Genomic DNA, 17,699 nt, shown 5'->3' with positions numbered 1-17,699 from the left:
GTGATTCCCCTCAAGCGCTGGGACCTCTTAACAAGGGGAGCTGAAGTTTTCAACAGTTGACCTTCATGTCGCAATGTGCTTTATTAATGCCCCACGTATCTAGTTGGAACCAACTTTGTGGAATACATATATAGGTGTCTTTGACGTCATTTAGCGTCGTAAAAAAACCCTGGGGAGATAGTTATGAAACGTACATACCAACCATCCAATAAACGTCGTAAAACCACACACGGTTTCCGCGCTCGTATGGCTACTAAAGCCGGTCAAGAAGTTCTAAATCGTCGTCGCGCTAAAGGTAGAAAGCGTCTGACGGTTTCTACTGGTGGAAAATAATTCCGCACAAGTAATTAAGAGAAGCTCTGAATTTCTCTCTCTAAAACAATCGGGTAAAAGACACTGGCCTACAAAGTGGTTGCTTCTGAATTATCAGAAAAACCAGGTAGGTCAGTTGCGTTTTGGCGTGACCGCTAGTCGCAAGACTGGATCGGCCGTCGTACGCAATAAACTCAAGCGTTGGACCAGAGAATACTTCCGCAGCTTCCTTGTGGCGGGACAAACCCTTGAAGCCGACATCAATCTTATCTTTAAACCTATGGAAGCAAACTTTTACAAAGGTCTCAGTCATGAGGAATTTGTCAAAGCTATGGACCGTGGTTTGGAAACTCTACGAAAACACCTTTAAGTACATCTTATGGGTTTTCATTGGGGCTTACCGAACCATCGGGACGACTCACTTAGGTGGATCCTGTCGATTCGAACCAAGTTGTTCTGCCTATGCACTCGAAGCCATTAAGACTCATCATACACACAAAGCCATTTGGTTAATCACCAAAAGGGTTTGCAAGTGCCGACCGGGAGGACCTTATGGTTATGATCCGGTTCCTCTTGCAAAGGGAGTAATCAATGCAACAAAAGAATAACAACCCGTCATTCTTTGATCCCAAAACACTTATCGCCGTGGCTGCCGTAGCTATTGTTTACTACGGGTGGAACACTTACCTCGGTAAAAAATATCCTGACTATAACAAGCCAAAAACTCAGACCGAGCAATCCAGCAAACCAGCGACCGCTGCGACCACTTCTGAAACTCCTGCTGCCACAGCAAACACCGTCGATACAAAATCTGAAATCATGGAAACGCCAACAACGGCGAAAGAATTCCATTTCGAAAACGACAAAGTTTCCTTTGTTATGACCAGCTTCGGTATGGGTTTGAAGGGTTACACCATCAACAACTACCAGGATAAAGAAAAGAACAACATCAAGCTGGGTGTTTCCAATACGGATGGTCTGTTTGAAATGCGCTGGGCAGGGGACTCTAAACCTCTGACATTTGATGTGGCGGAACAGGCTCCTGGACATTACGTGGGGACCGCTCAAGTTGGCGAAACGGTCATTAAACGTGAATTGAAGTTCAACTCTGAGACGTCCTCTTTCACTAACACGATTTCCGTAACCAACCCGACAGAAGACTTTAAAAAAGGCTTCTCTTTGTTGATTCCGGAATCCATCCACACGCACGCTTCCACGTCCTTCCTGTTCCCTTCCTATGAACATCAGGATTTCTTTGTCACTCACAACGGTGGCAAACACGACACTGTGAATTTCAGCGGCGCTACCGAAGATGTGGTGAAGGACTTCCCTGCGACGTCTCTTGTGTCAGTAAGTTCCCAGTACTTTGCAGCGGCTATTTTGGACAAGTCCGAGATTATGCCGGAAGTGAAACTGAATGCTCAGATCAACGCTAAAACCGCGATGGCTGAACTGGTTTACAAGCCAGCCTCTGTGAAGCCTGAAATGACTTTCTCCGAGGTGTTCTATGCCGGTCCTAAATCCATCGATGCTTTGAAAGCGGTGGATCCAGAAATGGCAAGCCTGATTGATTTTGGTTTCTTCGGCTTTATCGCCCGTCCACTTCTTTATGTGATGAAAGCGGCTCACTCTGTTGTTGGCAACTGGGGTTTTGCGATCATCATTCTGACTTTGCTGGTTCGTTTGTGCGTATTGCCGTTCAATATCATGTCCTTCAAATCCATGAAGGCGATGCAAAAGGTTCAGCCGATCATCCAGGGTCTGCGTGAGAAGTACAAAGAAGATCCAATGCGTTTGAACCAGGAAATGATGGCCGTGATGAAACAAAACGGCGCCAATCCCCTGGGCGGCTGTCTGCCGATGCTGCTTCAGATCCCGGTGTTCTTCGCTTTGTACCGCGTGATTGGTTCTTCCATCGAGCTTTACAATTCTCCGTTCATCCTGTGGATCACGGACCTGAGCTCTCATGACAAGTTCTATGTGTTGCCGGTTTCCATGGCGGTCTTCATGTACATTCAGCAGAAGATCACTCCAAGCACGATGGATCCAACTCAGGCGAAGATCATGGCGTTCCTGCCAGTGGTGTTCTCGCTCTTCATGTTGCAACTTCCGGCCGGTCTGACTCTTTATATGGTTGTCAGTACGCTGTTTGGTATCATCCAGCAATGGCTGATCATGAGAGAGCCAAAGACCAAAGCGGTCACCGCTTAGTCTTTGGGTGATGATTTTAGATTTATTTTATATTTATAAATAGGAGGCATAATGGGTTTTTTTAGTAAGCTTTTCGGGGGGAAAAGCAAAGGTGCTAACAATGAAGTGGAAGCCCTTGTTGAAAAAACTTTGGAAGGGATCATCGAGAAAGCTCAGTTTGAACTGTCTTTCGAGATCGTGACTGAAAAAGAAGAAGACGGCTCCGTAACATTGGCAGTTCAGTTCTCTGGCGCTGATGAAGAGATTCTGAAAGACAAAAAAGGACAAATGCTGGATGCATTCCAGTTGTTCTTAAAACGCGTGATCCAGCACAACTTCCCTGAAGATAAAACAAATATCACAGTGGACTGCGGTGGATACCGTGATGAATCCGCAAATGCTCTGATCGAGCGTGCGGAAAACCTGAAAGCAATCTGCATCGAGCAGGGGAAATCTGTTTATTACAGAGCTCTGCCGCCGAAAGATCGCAAAGTTGTTCACCAGTACCTGGCAAAAGATCCGCGCGTAAAAAGCCGTTCTTTGGGTGATGGTCTGTACAAAAAAATCAAAATCTATCCGGCTAAAGGCGGCTCTAACAATGCTGCTGGTGCGGAAGAAGCTGCTCACGACTAGTGAGCTTTAAGTGGGGCCTATGATCCGCGGAGATCGTGATAAAGATACAATCTGTGCGATCTCCACTCCTCATGGAGTGGGCGGTATCTCTGTTATCAGAGTCAGTGGGCCCCAGACTTTGAATATCGTCTCCAAAATCTGCCAGTTTTTGCCGGCACATCCTGAGTCTCATAAAGTCTATTTTGGGAATCTGAAAAATTCCCAGACGGGTGATGAGATTGATGAGGTTCTGGCAACCTACTTTAAAGAAGGCCGCTCTTTTACGGGTGAAGAGGTTATTGAAATCTCCTGCCACGGAAGTCCGCTGATCTGCCAAACTATTCTAAATCAATTAGTCAATCTGGGGGCTCGTCCGGCCGATCGTGGGGAATTCACTTTCCGTGCGTTCATGAACGGGAAGCTGGATCTGGTTCAGGCGGAATCCGTTCTTTCTTTGATTGAGTCCCAAAGTCAGCAGGCCGCGAAACTGGCTTTGCGCCAGCTTAAAGGGACCCTTTCCCACAAGCTTGAAGAGATTGAAGATGATATGACCTGGATTTTGGCGCACGCCGAAGCCAGCATTGATTTTTCCACTGAGGGCATTGAAGTCATCGAAGAAAACGTCATTCAGGTCCGTCTGAAAAAAATCGAAGCGGGTCTGAAAGAGCTGGTGGCCACTTTCAAAGTGGGCCGTCTGCTGAAAGATGGTTTCCGCATTGTTCTGACGGGCCTTCCGAATGTGGGTAAATCAAGTTTGTTGAACTTGTTCCTGGAAGATGAACGGGCCATCGTGACCGACATCCCGGGGACCACCCGTGATGTGATTCACGGGGATACGACTTTTGAAGGCGTGAAGTTCACTTTCGTCGACACCGCCGGTCTTCGTGATGAAGCCACGGATTTGGTGGAGAGAATTGGTATCCAGAAAAGTTATGAAGCCCAGAATGAATCCGATGTGGTGTTCTTTGTTTACGACATCGAAAAGGGCCTGGGGGCTGAAGAGCTGCAGATTTTGGAGTCTTTGGATCCGGCAAAAACCTATATTCTGGCCAATAAAACCGACAAAATAGGGGGGTCTAAACCCCTGGAAACTGTCGAAAAAACACTGAAAAACAGTAAATTTTTCCAAAAACTCGCCGACCCCGCGGCTTTCTTCACAAGAAGGGTGTTCTTTGTCAGCGCTCTTGATAAAAAGGTGCGTTCCGAGGTGCTTAAGGACCTGGTGAAAGAGTTCGCCGATTTGCAGGTGGAAAACACAGTGCTGATTTCCAACGCCCGTCATTTCGAGAATCTGACCCGCGCCCTTGAAAACACCCAACGTTCACAATCAGTCGTGGCGCAAGGGTTGGGGGCTGAGTTTTTGGCTCTTGAGTTTAAAGAAGCTCTCATTGCGATTCACGAAACTTTGGGGAAACGGTTTGATGATCAGATCATGGACCGCGTCTTTAAAGAGTTTTGTATCGGGAAATAATTATGGCTAACAAAAAGTATGATGTGATTGTTGTCGGTGCCGGCCACGCGGGTATTGAGGCGTGTCTGTCTTCCGCACGTTTGGGTCTGAACACCTTGATGGTGACTACCAACACGGATCGTATCGGTTACATGAGTTGCAACCCGTCCATCGGGGGACTTGCCAAGGGACACATGGTTCGAGAGATCGATGTGTTGGGCGGTCAGATGGGTGTTGCAGCTGATGAAACCTGCATCCAGTACAAACGCTTGAACGCCTCTAAAGGTCCCGCGGTTCGCGGCACCCGTGTTCAGAACGACAAGCACTTGTATTCTCAATTCCAGAAAGAGGCTTTATACAACCAGCCAAACCTTGAGGTTCTTCAAGGCGAAGTAAAACGCCTGATCCTGGAAAAGGATCTGTGTGTGGGTGTGGTGTTGCAAGACGGCTCCGAGATTTTCGGAAAAGCGACCATCATCACCACCGGCACATTCATGAACGGGGTTATGCATATCGGTCTTCGCCAGGAGGCCGGCGGCCGGGTGGGGGATCAGCCTTCCATCGGTTTGTCTGATCAGTTGGCGCAATTCGGTTTTGAGGTGAAACGCCTAAAAACCGGAACTCCGGCGCGTTTGCTGAAAGACTCTATCGACTGGTCTAAAACCATCCCGCAAGCCGGGGATGAAAAGGTTTATCCTTTCAGTTTCAGATCCTCGGATAAGTTGAAACTTCCCCAGGTGCTTTGTTACCTGACCCGCACCACCGAAGAAACTCACGACATCATCCGTGGGAATCTGGATAAATCCCCTATGTACTGCGGGATTATTGAAGGTGTGGGCCCTCGTTATTGCCCGTCGATTGAAGACAAGATCACCCGCTTTGCGGAAAGAACCAGCCACCAGACATTCCTGGAACCGGAAGGTCTTTCCACGGATTTGATTTATCTGCAGGGTATTTCCACCAGCCTTCCGGAAGACGTTCAGGATCGTTTCTTAAAAACCATCCCGGGTCTTGAGAATGTGAAAGTTGCACGCTACGGCTATGCCGTTGAGTACGACTATATTGAGCCGACTCAGATCTGGCATCGCCTGGAAACCAGAACCATTCGTCAGTTGTTCCTGGCCGGACAGATCAACGGAACTTCCGGTTATGAAGAAGCAGCCGCTCAAGGTCTGATTGCCGGAATCAATGCGGCTCACAGTATTTTGGGTCGTGAGGAGTTCATTTTGGGCCGCGATCAAGCCTATATGGGTGTGATGATCGACGATCTTGTGACGAAGGGCACGCGCGAACCGTATCGCATGTTCACCTCGCGCGCAGAACACCGTTTGGTTTTGCGAGAAGATAATACTATTGACAGGTTGAGTGACCTGGGTCGCAAACTGGGTCTTGTTTCTGCAGAGTCTTTCGAGCTTTTGACGAATCTGCGGGAGCGTCGTCAGGTTTTGCACGATCGATTGAAGAACACCGTGCTTTATCCGACCAAAGACATTCAAGCGATTCTGGCGACAATTCCGACTCCAGCTATGTCGAAGTCTTTAACTTTCGAGGAGTTGCTGCGTCGTCCTGAACTTACGAGTTCACACCTGGAACTGCTGAATTTTGAGCTGGATCCGGATCCAAATGTGGTTGAGCCGGTGGAAATTGAAGTGAAGTACTCAGGTTACGTGAAACGTCAGATGGACCTCATTGTTCAGTCAAAAAGACTGGAAGAAATGCTCCTTCCAGACGACTTGGCGTATGCTGAAATCCGCGGTCTTTCCAATGAAGAGAAGGATAAGCTGCTGCGCGTCAAGCCCCGTACCTTAGGTCAAGCTCAACGCATAAGTGGTGTCAATCCATCCGCTATTCAGGCTATAATGATCCATCTAAAAGGTCATAAAAAGATCAAGGAGATGGGGCTTGAAGGACAATCAGGAGCAGGCAGCACCGATAGTATACTGGCGCATTGATGAGTGGTTCCCTGATCTAAGTCCAGATCTTAGAACTCGACTTAAGACCTATCACGAAGAGCTTTTAAAGTTTAATCGCACACTGAATCTTATTTCGGCCAAAACAGTTTTTGTGGCCGATGCTTTGCATTTTGCTGATTCTATCATGGCCTCTCAGGCCATCATGAAATCCAATCCAAGCCTGGATAAAATCTATGACCTGGGGTCTGGCAACGGCTTCCCAGGGATGATCTTTGCCCTGCTGTATCCGAAAGTGCAAGTGGTGCTGGTTGAGTTTGATCAGAAGAAGTGTGAATTCTTGAACCACGTCGCGGGTGTTCTAAAACTTTCGAATGTCACCGTTGAGAACAGAACCATCGAGTCTTTCCCGGATGGGTCTATGAAGTATGTGATGGCCCGAGGGCTGGCGAATATTTCCAAGTCTATTATGATGACCCGTAAAGTAGTCCCTAAAGGTGGGGTTTTTTATCACCTGAAAAGTGAAGAGTGGGGGATTGAGGTGGGAGACATCCCAACTCAGCTTTGTTCCGTATGGGCGCCGTCACTTGTGGGAGAATACAAGCTTCCTATCGGGGCTATTAAGTTTTCTGTGGTGAAAACAGACAAAATCGCGTGATGTTCCACGTGGAACATCAACAATAATCGAATTAATGACCCCCGGCCGCTGGTTCGGGGGTTTTTTCTTCCCCAAGGCCGACTTCTTTCATTCTTTCTTTCACATCCCAGCTTTTCTTTGCGTTTCTGAAGCGCTGCTGGGTCTGATAGGACGCCCACTCCTGTGGGTCGGGCCAAGGCTCACCCTTTTTAAAAGCTTTGTTGTATGAGCGCTTGGATTCTTTCCGACGGGCCTCGATTTTAAGTTCGAGGTACTGCTTTTCCTGCTCCAGGCGGATGATCTTTTCTTTTGATTCTCGCACACGCTTTTGGGCGTACTTGATTTGACCTGTTTGCGGAACAACTTCGGCCAGTTCTTTCTCGAAACCCTCGAGTCCTTTTTTTTCCGACTCAAGGGCGGCGGCCGTGGCGCCAAGTTGTGACTGATAGTCGGTGAATATAGGATCCTTCAGCTCCGGGTTTGGATCGGGCTTATTACAGGCTAAGAGGCATAAACTGAGGATGCACAGGGTGATTAATCTCATAAAAACACTTGTTCCACGTGGAACATCGGCAAAAACAGCGAAAAACATAAGGTGTGGCGCGAAAAACTAGTCTTTATTCTTGAATGTTCACGCAAAAAGGAGGACTTTTTTACCTCAAGGAGGAAAAATGGCAAAAACAATCTGCATAGCGAATCAAAAGGGTGGTGTTGGTAAGACAACGACGTCTGTGAACCTCTCTTCCGCCTTGGCGTCTCTTGGAAAAAGAGTTCTTTTGATCGACATGGACCCTCAAGGTAATGCCTCCAGTGGTTTGGGTATCAAAAGATACGAAAGCCAGGATGCGAATAGCTACCATGTGCTTATCGGCGAAAAAACTCTGACCGAGGCTACTCAAAAGACATCCAACCCAAACCTTCAAGTATCCACGGCTAATCCTGATCTGGTGGGCGCGGAGATTGAATTGGTTGATATGCCGCAGCGTGAATACCGCCTGAAACAAGCCATTGCGACAGTCGCTGACCAGTATGACTTCGTGATCATCGATTGCCCTCCATCATTGGGTCTTTTGACTTTGAACTCCTTGAATGCGGCGGACAGTTTCCTGGTTCCTCTTCAGTGTGAGTACTATGCACTTGAAGGGCTTAGTCAGCTGTTGAATACCGCGGGACTAATCAAAAAGAACTTGAATCCTCAACTGCATATCGAAGGCATCGTTCTGACGATGTTTGATATCCGGAATAATCTGAGTCACCAAGTTGTGACCGAGATTAAGAACCACTTTGGCGAAAAAGTATTCAACGCCATCATACCAAGAAATGTACGCCTCAGTGAGGCACCAAGCCATGGACAATCCATCTTCGAGTACGACAGCAAATCCATCGGCGCCGTCAGATACCTGGAGCTTGCACGCGAAGTGATAGCACGCTCTGAAGTGAAAGTGACGCCGGAAATGGCTCCACAGACAGAACAAATGGCATAAGAAGGGGAATTTAAATGTCTGATATTGCTGTAGAATCCTCAAACAAGAAAAAAGGTCTGGGCCGCGGCCTGGGCTCCCTGCTCGGTGGCCCGGCTCCGGAGCAAACTCCGGCGGCTCCCAAGGCTGCTGCTGCTGCCCCATCTATTAATAATACTGTAGCTTCAACTCCCGCTCCAGCGGCTGCTCCTCAAGTAGCGACACCCGTCGCCCCTCCCGTAGATCCTGAGAGCAAAATCTGGAAAGTGGGAATTGACAAGCTTTCACCTGGTCAATACCAGCCTCGTAGAACATTTGAGAAAGAGCCGCTTCAGGAACTTGCTCAGTCTATTAAAGAGAACGGTATTCTTCAGCCCATCGTGGCTCGTCGTACGGCTTCCGGGAAACTGGAAATCGTGGCCGGTGAACGCCGCTGGCGTGCATCCCAACTGGCGGGATTGCATGAAGTTCCAGTTATCCTTAAGAATTACGACGACAAACAAGCGCTGGAACTGGCGATTGTTGAGAACATTCAGCGTGAAGATCTGAATCCGATCGAGGAAGCTGAAGGTTATTCCCGTCTGATTTCTGAGTTCAAATTGTCCCAGCAGCAGGTGGCTGAAAAAGTCGGCCGTGATCGTGCGACGGTGGCCAACGCCGTTCGTTTGTTGTCTTTGCCTGACTCTGTGAAAGAGATGATCTCTGGAAATGAACTTTCCGTGGGTCACGCAAAAGTTCTTCTGTCTTTGCAGGATCCGAAGAAACAGATCGAATTTGCGAAAAAAGTGGTGAACGAAAAAATCGCGGTTCGTAAGCTTGAAAAAATGGTGCAAGCCGTCGTGAAAGGTCACGAGGAAGTTGAAGAGGCGCCAACTTTTGATTCTAATGTAACCCAGCGTTTGATTTCTGGTTTGAGCGATGAGCTTCAGAAAATGCTGGGTACGAAAGTGAACATTGATTACGCCAATTCAAAAGGTAAAATCACCATTCACTTCTATTCCGATGATGAACTGACCAATATGGTAGATAGGCTTAAAGAAGGATGGCAGTAAACCTTTCCCCCGCACTCCAAGAAGATCTTTTGACTGGTCATGTGACGGCAATCCTTGACCAGGGGACCCATTTCGAAGGAAAGCTCAGCTTCGAGGGGACGGTTCAGATTGGTGGCGACTTTAAGGGGGAAATCTTTACTAAGGACACCATCGTTATCAACGAAGGGGCCTCTGTCACGGCCCAGATCGAAGCCGATACTATCGTTATTTCCGGCCGGGTTGAGGGAAATCTCTTTGCCCGTCGCAGGGTTATAATGCACCCTCCGGCCATCTTCAAAGGCACCGTAACATCCCCAAGTCTGCGTATCGACGAAGGGGTCGTTTTCGAGGGTGCGTCCTACATGCCTAAGTCTTAGGCAGCGAACATTATCATCTAGAAATACGCCTTGACCTGTTCAGGCCGCCAATGCTAATTCCGAAGGTCAAAAAATCAGTAGGGATTTCAACAAAATGGACATTTTTGCACAACTAGGTATCAATACCACGGCCGGCATTCAGTTTGTGTTCTTCGCAATCGCTTTGATCTTTTTAAGCAAAGTCGTTTTCGGTCCTTATGCTCATGCATTGGAAGAAAGAGAAAGAAGAACCAAGGGCGGTGAAGATCTTGCTCTTGAATATCAAAATAAATCCGTAGAGTTGCAGACAGAGTACGAGGTTAAAACCCGTGATCTGAACAGTCAGATGAAGTCCATCATCGATGCGGCCAAATCTCAGGCGACCAAAGATTACGAATCTGCAGTATCCAAAGCACGCACAGAGGCTGACAAACTTGTTCAGGACAACAGAACACAAATCACCAGAGCGGTTGCGACTGCGGCGGGCGAGTTGAAGTCCCAGACAAACTCTGTAGCAATGGCAATCACCAGCAAGCTTCTTGGTAAATAAGAGAGTAGTGCATATGAAATTGATTTTGAATCTATTGGTACTTCTGGCTCCGGCAGCAGTATTCGCAGCAGGCGGCGGTCACGGCGACGGACACATCCCAACTTCCACAATCATGTTCCAGGCGATCAACCTGACGATCCTGTTTGCGGCGATCATCTATTTCACTAAAGATGCAATCGTATCCTTCTTTGCAGGTCGTAAAGCGGCTTATCTGGAAGCAGCTCAGAAATCCGCGTTCGCGCGCGAGCAAGCTGAAAAAGAATTCGTTGATATCAAAAACAAACTGGCCAATCTGGATCAGACTCGAGAAGAGAACCTGCGCAAAGCACAGACTCACGCAGAAGATCTTAAGAAACAAATCCTTGAAGAGGCCAATGACGTTACCAAGCGTATTAAAAATGATGCCGAACTGACAGCACGTCTTGAAGTTCAGCGCGCTCAAAAAGAGCTTCGCACCCAGCTTCTGCAGGATTCTGTTGAAGCCGCTCGCATCGTTTTGACGAAGGATCTTGGTTCTTCCGATCAACAAAAATTGCAAAAAGATTTCATCAACAACGTTGGAGTGTAAGCCGATGAGAGTCAGCGAGATTTCCAAAAGATACGCAAAAGCCCTTCTGGCTGTCGCAAAACAAAAAGGCATCCACACTCAAGTGCACGCAGAACTGCAGGCATTGGTGAAATCCTTCGCGGGCGATGTCTCTGTAAAAAACTATTTCGAAAATCCAATGATCGGTTCTGATCAGAAGATCGCAGCTGTAAAAGCATCTTTGTCCGGCAAAGGTGTGTCTGAAGAAGTGGTGAACACACTTGTTCTGCTGGCTGAAAAAAACCGTTTCGGTGTTCTTGAGCAAATTTCCTTCGCATACCGCGATCTTCTTGATTTGGAAGAGGGCGTGACTCGCGGAGTGGTTCGTTCTGCCCAGCCTCTCGCGGCAGATGCTCAAAAAGACATCGAGCAAAAAATCACTAAAGTTTTGAATAAGAAAATCGTTCTGACGTACGAACAGGATCCTAAACTGCTTGGTGGCATCGTTGCCACTGTAGGCGGCTGGACATTCGATGACAGCATCGACACTCATCTTAAAAAATTAAATGAAGAACTAAACAGGAGAGCCAACTAACAATGGAAACACAAATCCGTGCTGACGAGATCAGTCGCGTTCTCAAAGAGCAAATCAATCAATACAACAAAAAGATTGAAGTAAGTGAAACAGGTAGCGTTCTTTCCGTAGGGGACGGGGTTGCTCGTATCTATGGTCTTGAAAACGCAATGGCTGGTGAGCTGGTAGAGTTCCCAGGTGAAGTATTCGGAATGGTTCTGAACCTTGAAGAAGGTTACGTTGGTGCCGTATTGTTCGGTGAAGACCGTCACATTAAAGAAGGCGACGTAGTTAAAAGAACGAAAAAAATCGTTTCCGTACCTGTAGGTGAAGCTCTTCTTGGTCGCGTTGTAGACGCCCTTGGTAACCCGATCGACGGTCGTGGCGCTATCAACACGCCTCACTCCCGTATCGTTGAAACCAAAGCTCCTGGTATCGTTTACCGTCACCCGGTTGAAGAGCCTCTTCAAACTGGTATCAAGGCGATCGACGCCCTTGTACCAATCGGCCGTGGTCAGCGTGAGTTGATCATCGGTGACCGTCAAACTGGTAAAACAACTATCGCAGTTGACACTATCATCAACCAAAAAGGTCTGAATGTTCAGTGCTTCTACGTAGCTATCGGTCAAAAACAATCCACAGTTGCCTTGGTAGTTGAAAAACTGCGTGCAGCGGGTGCTCTTGAGTACACGACTGTAATCGCGGCCAACGCTTCTGACCCAGCTCCACTTCAATACCTGGCTGCTTACTCCGGTACAGCTATGGCTGAATACTTCCGCGATACTGGCAGACATGCTCTTATCGTTTACGATGACTTGACGAAACAAGCTCAAGCTTACCGTCAGTTGTCTTTGCTTCTTCGTCGTCCTCCGGGCCGTGAAGCTTACCCAGGTGACGTATTCTATTGCCACAGCCGTTTGTTGGAACGTGCTTCCAAATTGTCTGCTGATAAAGGCGGCGGTTCTTTGACTGCATTGCCAATCATCGAGACTCAAGCGGGCGATATCTCTGCTTACATCCCTACCAACGTGATCTCCATCACTGATGGTCAGATCTTCCTTGAATCCGATCTATTCTACAAAGGTGTGCGTCCAGCGATCTCTGTAGGTAAATCCGTTTCTCGCGTGGGTGGTGCGGCTCAGATTAAGGCGATGAAACAAGTTGCAGGTTCCCTGAAACTTGAGCTTGCTCAGTTCCGTTCCATGGAAGCATTTGCTGCGTTTGCATCCGACCTGGATAAAGCGTCTCAGCAACAGCTTGCTCGTGGTCGTCGTCTGATCGAAGTGTTGAAACAGCCTCAATACTCTCCGGTAAAAGTTGAAGAGCAAATCATCATGATCTTCGCTGCTGGTAACGCGTTCGTTGACCAATACCCAGAGACAGACGTTAAGAGATACGAAAAAGAGATGATTGAGTTCTTGAAAAACAAGCACTCTGACATCATCAAAACGATCTCTGAGAAGAAAGCGATTGCTGACGATACTAAAAAAGCATTGTTGGCGGCTCTTGAAGAGTTCAAAGCAATCTTCCAACCTTCTAACAAGTAATTTGGTGCTTAAATGGCAAGCTTGAAGGATATCCGGGCTCAGATTGAGTCCACTAAAAACACCCAGCAGATCACGAAAGCGATGAAGCTCGTGTCTGCTGCAAAGTTGAGAAAGGCGCAGAATAACATCGTTAATATGCGTCCTTATGCTCTGGCTTTGCGTCAGGTGATTGCGGATATCGCTGTGACCAACAAAGTGTCGCATCCGTTGATGGAGAAGAAAGAACAAGTAAAGAATGTTTTGCTTGTTGTTATCACTTCTGATCGCGGTCTTTGCGGCGCTTTCAACAGCAATATCAACAAATTCGCTGAAGCTTATTACAACAGTAACAAGGCCTCCCTGGAGAAAATCGACTTCCTGTTCGTGGGTCGTCGTGGTCATGACTACTTCGCAAGACGTGGTATCAAAGCGGTGGATTACATCACCAAGCTTGATAAAGACATCTCCTATGAGCTGGCTTCCAAAGTTGCTAACCGTGTGATGAATGACTACCTCGAAGGTTCATACGACGAAGTTCGTATCGTTCACAATGAGTTCAAGTCTGCAATCTCTCAGGTGGTGACTGCTGAAACTCTTCTTCCAATTGATCTTGGAATGACGACTTTCAAAAAAGAAGCTGACACAGCATCCAACTTTGCTGTCGACATGATCTTCGAACCGGCTCCTGAGCAAATCATCAAAGAATTGCTTGAGAAACACTTCGAACTTCAAGTTTACAGATGTATGTCCGAGTCTGTTGCGGGTGAACATGGTGCTCGTATGAGCGCGATGGAAAACGCGACAAACAACGCCAAAGAGATGATCAACAAGCTCACTCTGACATACAACAAATTGAGACAAGAAAAAATTACTACAGAATTGATTGAAATCGTATCTGGCGCTGAAGCGCTTAAAGGATAGGGAGCTGAATAATGGCATTCGGTAAAGTAAAACAGGTAATGGGTCCCGTAGTAGACGTGGAATTTGAAGGCGGGGAACTTCCTGCGATCAACTCCGCTCTGCGTGTATCAAATAAATTTATCTCTGACGTTGAATTCAACCTTGTTCTTGAAGTTGCTCAGCACTTGGGTGACGGTGTTGTAAGAACTATCTCTATGGACCAAACTGAAGGTTTGGTTCGTGGTGAAAAAGTTAAAGCGTTGGGCACTCAAATCACAGCGCCAGTAGGCCGTGAAGCTTTGGGCCGTATCATCAACGTAGTTGGTGAACCAATCGACGAAATGGGTCCAGTAAACGCAAAAGAACAATGGGGCATCCACAGAACGGCTCCTAAATTCGAAGACCAAGCAACTGCTGCTGCAATGTTGATGACTGGTATCAAAGTCGTAGACTTGCTGGCTCCATACGCTAAGGGTGGTAAGATCGGTCTGTTCGGTGGTGCCGGCGTAGGTAAAACAGTACTTATCCAGGAACTTATCCGTAACATCGCTACAGAGCACGGTGGTTTCTCCGTATTCGCGGGCGTTGGTGAGCGTACTCGTGAAGGTAATGACTTGTGGCAAGAGATGAAGCAGTCTGGCGTTTTGGCCAAGACTTCCCTGGTGTTCGGTCAGATGAACGAACCTCCTGGAGCTCGTGCGCGTGTTGCTTTGACTGGTTTGACTGTTGCTGAGTACTTCCGTGACGTTGAAAACCAAGACGTATTGTTCTTCGTCGACAACATCTTCCGCTTCACTCAAGCGGGTGCCGAAGTTTCTGCATTGTTGGGTCGTATCCCTTCTGCGGTTGGTTACCAGCCAACTCTTGCGACTGAGATGGGTACTCTTCAAGAGCGTATCACTTCCACTAAAAAAGGTTCCATCACTTCCGTTCAAGCGGTTTACGTACCAGCGGATGACTACACGGATCCAGCTCCAGCAACCACGTTCACTCACTTGGATGCTACGACAAACTTGGATCGTGATATCGCGGCTATGGCGATCTTCCCTGCGGTTCACCCATTGACGTCCACTTCACGTCTTTTGGATCCAACTGTTATCGGCGAAGAACACTACAAGTGCGCTCGTGACGTTCAGGCGTTGTTGCAGCGTAACCGTGAGCTTCAAGACATCATCGCGATCCTAGGTATGGACGAGTTGTCTGAATCTGATAAATTGGTTGTTTCCCGTTCTCGTAAGATCCAGCGTTTCTTGTCTCAGCCGTTCTTCGTTGCTGAGCAGTTCACTGGCTTGCCAGGTAAGTACGTGGATATCAAAGACACTGTTAAAGGTTTCCGCGAGATCCTTGATGGTAAACACGATGCTCTTCCAGAGCAGGCGTTCTACCTTGTTGGTACTATCGAAGACGCTATCGAGAAAGCTAAGAAGCTGCAGGCCTAGTGCCTGCCTCTTCCTAAGGGGTGAATATGAAACTAACAATCGTGACACCGGAAAAGCGCATTCTTGTTGGCCAAGAGGTCGACGAGGTGACTGTTCCAGCATTCAAGGGAGAGTTGAACATTCTTCCTGGTCACGCTCCATTGATCACCACTCTGGAAACAGGCGTGATGAAATGGAAACTCAAAGGGAAAGAAAAGCAGGACTTGGCTGTTATCAGCTGGGGTTACTGCCAGGTTTCTCCTGAGGGCGTGAATATTCTTGCCAATATCGCTGACCTTCCTGAAGAGATTGATCTTCAGGCGACAAAAGAGTTCTTGGCTCTTTCTGAAAAGAAGATCATGAACGAATTGATCACAGACGAAGACTGGGCAGAGTTCCAGCGCGACTGGGCTCATGCGAGAGCGAAAATCGAAGCGGCTGAACAACAGCCAGCTAAGAAGTAAGAAGCTAAAACGGAGGCCACAAGCCTCCGTTTCTTTTTTCAGAATATCATTTCTGCAGTTCTAATCTTTCAGAGCAAACGAGCCTTGAGAACTTTTTAAGATCTCATCCCGGTACTGGGCGATCTTTCTTCCTGCATCCTTGTGATTGAAGTAAAGCTGAATCACCTGGCGGTAGCCGCGCGATTTCGGAAACAGGCGAGGAGCCCCCAAGTTCACAACAATCAGCTTTTGACGTTCCTGTGGGGAAAGACCGCGCACCTGACGGGCCGTGCGGGGACCGGTGACTCCCACAAACAAAGCGGTGCACTGTTTTTTCTTCAGCAAAGCTGACAGATCCTTACCCTGGGAGCTGTTTTCAAGCTTCAGAACCGGAATCTTTTTCTTTTCAGCACCCACGAAGGACAGCAGGAAATCCTGAGACGGTGAGGCCGCACAGACGGTTTCAACCGACGCCGGCTTGCGGGCGGATCTTACTGATGGTAGCTGTCGTGGGATCAGGCTGGTTTTTAAATTCTGGGACAGGACTTCATCTTCCACCTCGGCATATTGAGGAGAGGTGAGGCTGTTGCCACTCAACATGGACGGAAGCTTGGGGTCGCGGCGATAGACATTCGCAAAGGCCTTTACGCGCAAAATCCGGCGCAGTTTTTCATCCACATGGGCCGAAGGAAGCTCCCCGGATTTCAGCGCCGCTAAGACATAGTCAAAAGCCTTCCCTTGATCCGCAAAAGACCATGTCAGCATCACAATGTCTGACCCGGATTGCAGGGCGCGCAGGGCCGCGGCCTCAGGGCGCAGCACTTGCTTGGATCCTTGCATCTGCAGATCATCGGTCATAACAAGGCCCTGATACTTCAGTTCGTCACGCAAAAGAGTTTTGGAAATCTTGGTGGAGAAACTGGCGGGTTCCAGATCTTCATCAAGACCCGGGTAAATCAGATGGGACATCATCACCGCGATATTGGCGCCGATCTTCGAATAACCTGTAAATGGAATCAGATCGCGCTTTTTCATTTCTTCCAAGGACGCACTGTTTTTCACGATCGTCAGATGCGGATCCTGGTTCAGACTGCCGGTGCCGGGAAAATGTTTCGCCGTGGGAATGACCCGCGCTTTCAGAAGCCCTTTCGAATACGCGACCCCAATGTCGCGCACCAGTTCCGGATCAGAACCAAAGGATCTAACACCAATGAAGCTAGTTGAATAGGGATCCACCACATCCAGCACGGGCGCCAGATTCATGTTAAAGCCCACTTCGCGCAGGAACAGTCCTGTCTGATAACCCATTTCCTCCGCCAAAAGCGGGGACTGGGTTTGCCCCAAAGCCAAAGCATTCGGCGGCGCTGGCGTGATCGGTAAGCGGGAAACCGATCCCCCTTCCTGATCGATGGCAATCAGTGGTGGAAGTTTGGAATGTTTGTAGCTGGATTTATAAAGAGCCAGATTCAGTTCACGAATCTGCGGGGCTGAAATCATGTTGCGCTTAAAGAGCAGGAAGGATCCGGGTTTGTATTTCGCGATAAAGGATTCCAGATCCGGAGCGACGTCTTTATGGGGAAAGCCAACGATGAAAAGTTGTCCGACTTTCTCTTCGGGGCTCATTTGTTTGATTTTGGAATCGATGACTTTTGACAGCTTATTAGCCGAAGGACCAGAAGCTAGTACAAGGTTGGGAAAAACAAGAATCAGCAGACAAAAACTAAAATTCCTAAGGATTCCCCTGATATACTTGTTCATAAGATCAGACTATCACTTGGCCAATACGAGGCCAGACGAGATTTGA

20 protein-coding genes are annotated in these 17,699 nt (G+C 48.0%); 18 read left to right on the top strand and 2 right to left on the bottom strand.

The window, feature by feature from the left end; all coding sequences use genetic code 11:
- The first annotated feature begins 183 nt into the window (after positions 1-183).
- Genes rpmH through rsmG form a run of 8 tightly spaced genes read left to right on the top strand, consistent with a single transcriptional unit; the run spans position 184 to position 7,132 of the window.
- The gene (gene rpmH, locus BD_RS18120; RefSeq protein ID WP_011166211.1) at positions 184-333 is read left to right on the top strand and encodes a 50S ribosomal protein L34; all 150 of its coding nucleotides are present in this window, start codon (positions 184-186) and stop codon (positions 331-333) included.
- A complete protein-coding gene (gene rnpA, locus BD_RS18010) occupies positions 323-682 on the top strand; it encodes a ribonuclease P protein component (protein WP_011166210.1) in 360 nt (119 codons plus the stop codon). Before rpmH ends, rnpA begins: the two co-directional genes overlap by 11 nt.
- Positions 624-920, top strand: coding sequence for a membrane protein insertion efficiency factor YidD (gene yidD, locus BD_RS18515; RefSeq protein WP_080559017.1), 297 nt, complete (start codon positions 624-626; stop codon positions 918-920). The genes rnpA and yidD overlap by 59 nt, the downstream gene beginning before the upstream one ends.
- On the top strand, positions 904-2,523 hold the full coding sequence (gene yidC, locus BD_RS17910; protein ID WP_011166209.1) for a membrane protein insertase YidC: 1,620 nt from the start codon (positions 904-906) through the stop codon (positions 2,521-2,523). The genes yidD and yidC overlap by 17 nt, the downstream gene beginning before the upstream one ends.
- A 51-nt stretch (positions 2,524-2,574) precedes the next feature.
- The gene (locus tag BD_RS17905; protein ID WP_011166208.1) at positions 2,575-3,135 is read left to right on the top strand and encodes a Jag family protein; all 561 of its coding nucleotides are present in this window, start codon (positions 2,575-2,577) and stop codon (positions 3,133-3,135) included.
- Between the two features lie 19 nt (positions 3,136-3,154).
- Positions 3,155-4,585, top strand: coding sequence for a tRNA uridine-5-carboxymethylaminomethyl(34) synthesis GTPase MnmE (mnmE, locus tag BD_RS17900; protein ID WP_231839227.1), 1,431 nt, complete (start codon positions 3,155-3,157; stop codon positions 4,583-4,585).
- Between the two features lie 2 nt (positions 4,586-4,587).
- Positions 4,588-6,516 (top strand): tRNA uridine-5-carboxymethylaminomethyl(34) synthesis enzyme MnmG, encoded by a 1,929-nt coding sequence (gene mnmG / locus BD_RS17895; RefSeq protein WP_011166206.1) that lies wholly within the window; start codon positions 4,588-4,590, stop codon positions 6,514-6,516.
- The gene (gene rsmG, locus BD_RS17890; protein ID WP_011166205.1) at positions 6,467-7,132 is read left to right on the top strand and encodes a 16S rRNA (guanine(527)-N(7))-methyltransferase RsmG; all 666 of its coding nucleotides are present in this window, start codon (positions 6,467-6,469) and stop codon (positions 7,130-7,132) included. The genes mnmG and rsmG overlap by 50 nt, the downstream gene beginning before the upstream one ends.
- 31 nt (positions 7,133-7,163) lie before the next feature.
- Here the strand turns inward: rsmG and BD_RS17885 are convergent, their stop codons facing one another.
- Positions 7,164-7,655 (bottom strand): hypothetical protein, encoded by a 492-nt coding sequence (locus BD_RS17885; RefSeq protein WP_226987864.1) that lies wholly within the window; start codon positions 7,653-7,655, stop codon positions 7,164-7,166.
- Positions 7,656-7,782: 127 nt separating this feature from the next.
- Here BD_RS17885 and BD_RS17880 point away from each other — a divergent pair, with 127 nt between their 5' ends.
- From BD_RS17880 to atpC, 10 genes are all read left to right on the top strand, one after another.
- Positions 7,783-8,595, top strand: a complete 813-nt coding sequence (locus tag BD_RS17880) for a ParA family protein (RefSeq protein WP_038450418.1) — start codon at positions 7,783-7,785, stop codon at positions 8,593-8,595.
- Positions 8,596-8,609: 14 nt separating this feature from the next.
- The gene (locus tag BD_RS17875) at positions 8,610-9,623 is read left to right on the top strand and encodes a ParB/RepB/Spo0J family partition protein (protein ID WP_011166202.1); all 1,014 of its coding nucleotides are present in this window, start codon (positions 8,610-8,612) and stop codon (positions 9,621-9,623) included.
- Positions 9,624-9,664: 41 nt separating this feature from the next.
- Complete coding sequence (locus tag BD_RS17870; RefSeq protein ID WP_015092837.1) at positions 9,665-9,979, top strand: bactofilin family protein; 315 nt, start codon at positions 9,665-9,667, stop codon at positions 9,977-9,979.
- A 94-nt stretch (positions 9,980-10,073) separates the two neighbouring features.
- Entirely contained in the window at positions 10,074-10,508 is a 435-nt protein-coding gene (locus BD_RS17865; RefSeq protein WP_011166200.1) for an ATP synthase F0 subunit B, read from the top strand.
- 13 nt (positions 10,509-10,521) lie between these two features.
- A complete protein-coding gene (locus BD_RS17860; RefSeq protein ID WP_226987863.1) occupies positions 10,522-11,076 on the top strand; it encodes an ATP synthase F0 subunit B in 555 nt (184 codons plus the stop codon).
- Positions 11,077-11,080: 4 nt separating this feature from the next.
- Positions 11,081-11,629 carry an ATP synthase F1 subunit delta gene (gene atpH, locus BD_RS17855; protein ID WP_011166198.1) on the top strand — a complete coding sequence of 183 codons (549 nt, stop codon included), beginning with the start codon at positions 11,081-11,083 and terminating at the stop codon, positions 11,627-11,629.
- A gap of 2 nt (positions 11,630-11,631) precedes the next feature.
- Positions 11,632-13,155, top strand: a complete 1,524-nt coding sequence (atpA, locus tag BD_RS17850) for a F0F1 ATP synthase subunit alpha (RefSeq protein WP_011166197.1) — start codon at positions 11,632-11,634, stop codon at positions 13,153-13,155.
- A gap of 12 nt (positions 13,156-13,167) precedes the next feature.
- Positions 13,168-14,055, top strand: coding sequence for an ATP synthase F1 subunit gamma (atpG, locus tag BD_RS17845; protein ID WP_011166196.1), 888 nt, complete (start codon positions 13,168-13,170; stop codon positions 14,053-14,055).
- Positions 14,056-14,066: 11 nt separating this feature from the next.
- Positions 14,067-15,473, top strand: coding sequence for a F0F1 ATP synthase subunit beta (atpD, locus tag BD_RS17840; protein ID WP_011166195.1), 1,407 nt, complete (start codon positions 14,067-14,069; stop codon positions 15,471-15,473).
- Positions 15,474-15,499: 26 nt separating this feature from the next.
- Positions 15,500-15,916: an ATP synthase F1 subunit epsilon gene (gene atpC / locus BD_RS17835; RefSeq protein ID WP_226987862.1), complete on the top strand. Its 417-nt coding sequence runs from the start codon at positions 15,500-15,502 to the stop codon at positions 15,914-15,916.
- A gap of 60 nt (positions 15,917-15,976) precedes the next feature.
- Here the strand turns inward: atpC and BD_RS17830 are convergent, their stop codons facing one another.
- Positions 15,977-17,518 (bottom strand): glycoside hydrolase family 3 protein, encoded by a 1,542-nt coding sequence (locus BD_RS17830; RefSeq protein ID WP_226987861.1) that lies wholly within the window; start codon positions 17,516-17,518, stop codon positions 15,977-15,979.
- Positions 17,519-17,699: the final 181 nt, after the last annotated feature.

Origin of the sequence: Bdellovibrio bacteriovorus HD100, from assembly GCF_000196175.1 — a bacterium.
GTDB lineage: Bacteria > Bdellovibrionota > Bdellovibrionia > Bdellovibrionales > Bdellovibrionaceae > Bdellovibrio > Bdellovibrio bacteriovorus.
The sequence above is the reverse complement of the archived record's forward strand: the minus strand, read 5'-3'. Positions and strand labels throughout refer to the sequence as shown.

What these genes read in the sequence shown, in the direction of transcription:
- atpA (WP_011166197.1), top strand. Translation starts at nt 11,632, where the DNA reads ATGGAAACACAAATCCGTGCTGACGAGATCAGTCGCGTTCTCAAAGAG.
- yidC (WP_011166209.1), top strand. Translation starts at nt 904, where the DNA reads ATGCAACAAAAGAATAACAACCCGTCATTCTTTGATCCCAAAACACTT.
- rpmH (WP_011166211.1), top strand. Translation starts at nt 184, where the DNA reads ATGAAACGTACATACCAACCATCCAATAAACGTCGTAAAACCACACAC.
- BD_RS17875 (WP_011166202.1), top strand. Translation starts at nt 8,610, where the DNA reads ATGTCTGATATTGCTGTAGAATCCTCAAACAAGAAAAAAGGTCTGGGC.
- BD_RS17860 (WP_226987863.1), top strand. Translation starts at nt 10,522, where the DNA reads ATGAAATTGATTTTGAATCTATTGGTACTTCTGGCTCCGGCAGCAGTA.
- BD_RS17830 (WP_226987861.1), bottom strand. Translation starts at nt 17,518, where the DNA reads ATGAGCCCCGAAGAGAAAGTCGGACAACTTTTCATCGTTGGCTTTCCC.
- BD_RS17905 (WP_011166208.1), top strand. Translation starts at nt 2,575, where the DNA reads ATGGGTTTTTTTAGTAAGCTTTTCGGGGGGAAAAGCAAAGGTGCTAAC.
- BD_RS17880 (WP_038450418.1), top strand. Translation starts at nt 7,783, where the DNA reads ATGGCAAAAACAATCTGCATAGCGAATCAAAAGGGTGGTGTTGGTAAG.
- BD_RS17865 (WP_011166200.1), top strand. Translation starts at nt 10,074, where the DNA reads ATGGACATTTTTGCACAACTAGGTATCAATACCACGGCCGGCATTCAG.
- mnmE (WP_231839227.1), top strand. Translation starts at nt 3,155, where the DNA reads ATGATCCGCGGAGATCGTGATAAAGATACAATCTGTGCGATCTCCACT.
- mnmG (WP_011166206.1), top strand. Translation starts at nt 4,588, where the DNA reads ATGGCTAACAAAAAGTATGATGTGATTGTTGTCGGTGCCGGCCACGCG.
- atpH (WP_011166198.1), top strand. Translation starts at nt 11,081, where the DNA reads ATGAGAGTCAGCGAGATTTCCAAAAGATACGCAAAAGCCCTTCTGGCT.
- atpC (WP_226987862.1), top strand. Translation starts at nt 15,500, where the DNA reads ATGAAACTAACAATCGTGACACCGGAAAAGCGCATTCTTGTTGGCCAA.
- atpG (WP_011166196.1), top strand. Translation starts at nt 13,168, where the DNA reads ATGGCAAGCTTGAAGGATATCCGGGCTCAGATTGAGTCCACTAAAAAC.
- BD_RS17885 (WP_226987864.1), bottom strand. Translation starts at nt 7,655, where the DNA reads ATGAGATTAATCACCCTGTGCATCCTCAGTTTATGCCTCTTAGCCTGT.
- yidD (WP_080559017.1), top strand. Translation starts at nt 624, where the DNA reads ATGAGGAATTTGTCAAAGCTATGGACCGTGGTTTGGAAACTCTACGAA.
- atpD (WP_011166195.1), top strand. Translation starts at nt 14,067, where the DNA reads ATGGCATTCGGTAAAGTAAAACAGGTAATGGGTCCCGTAGTAGACGTG.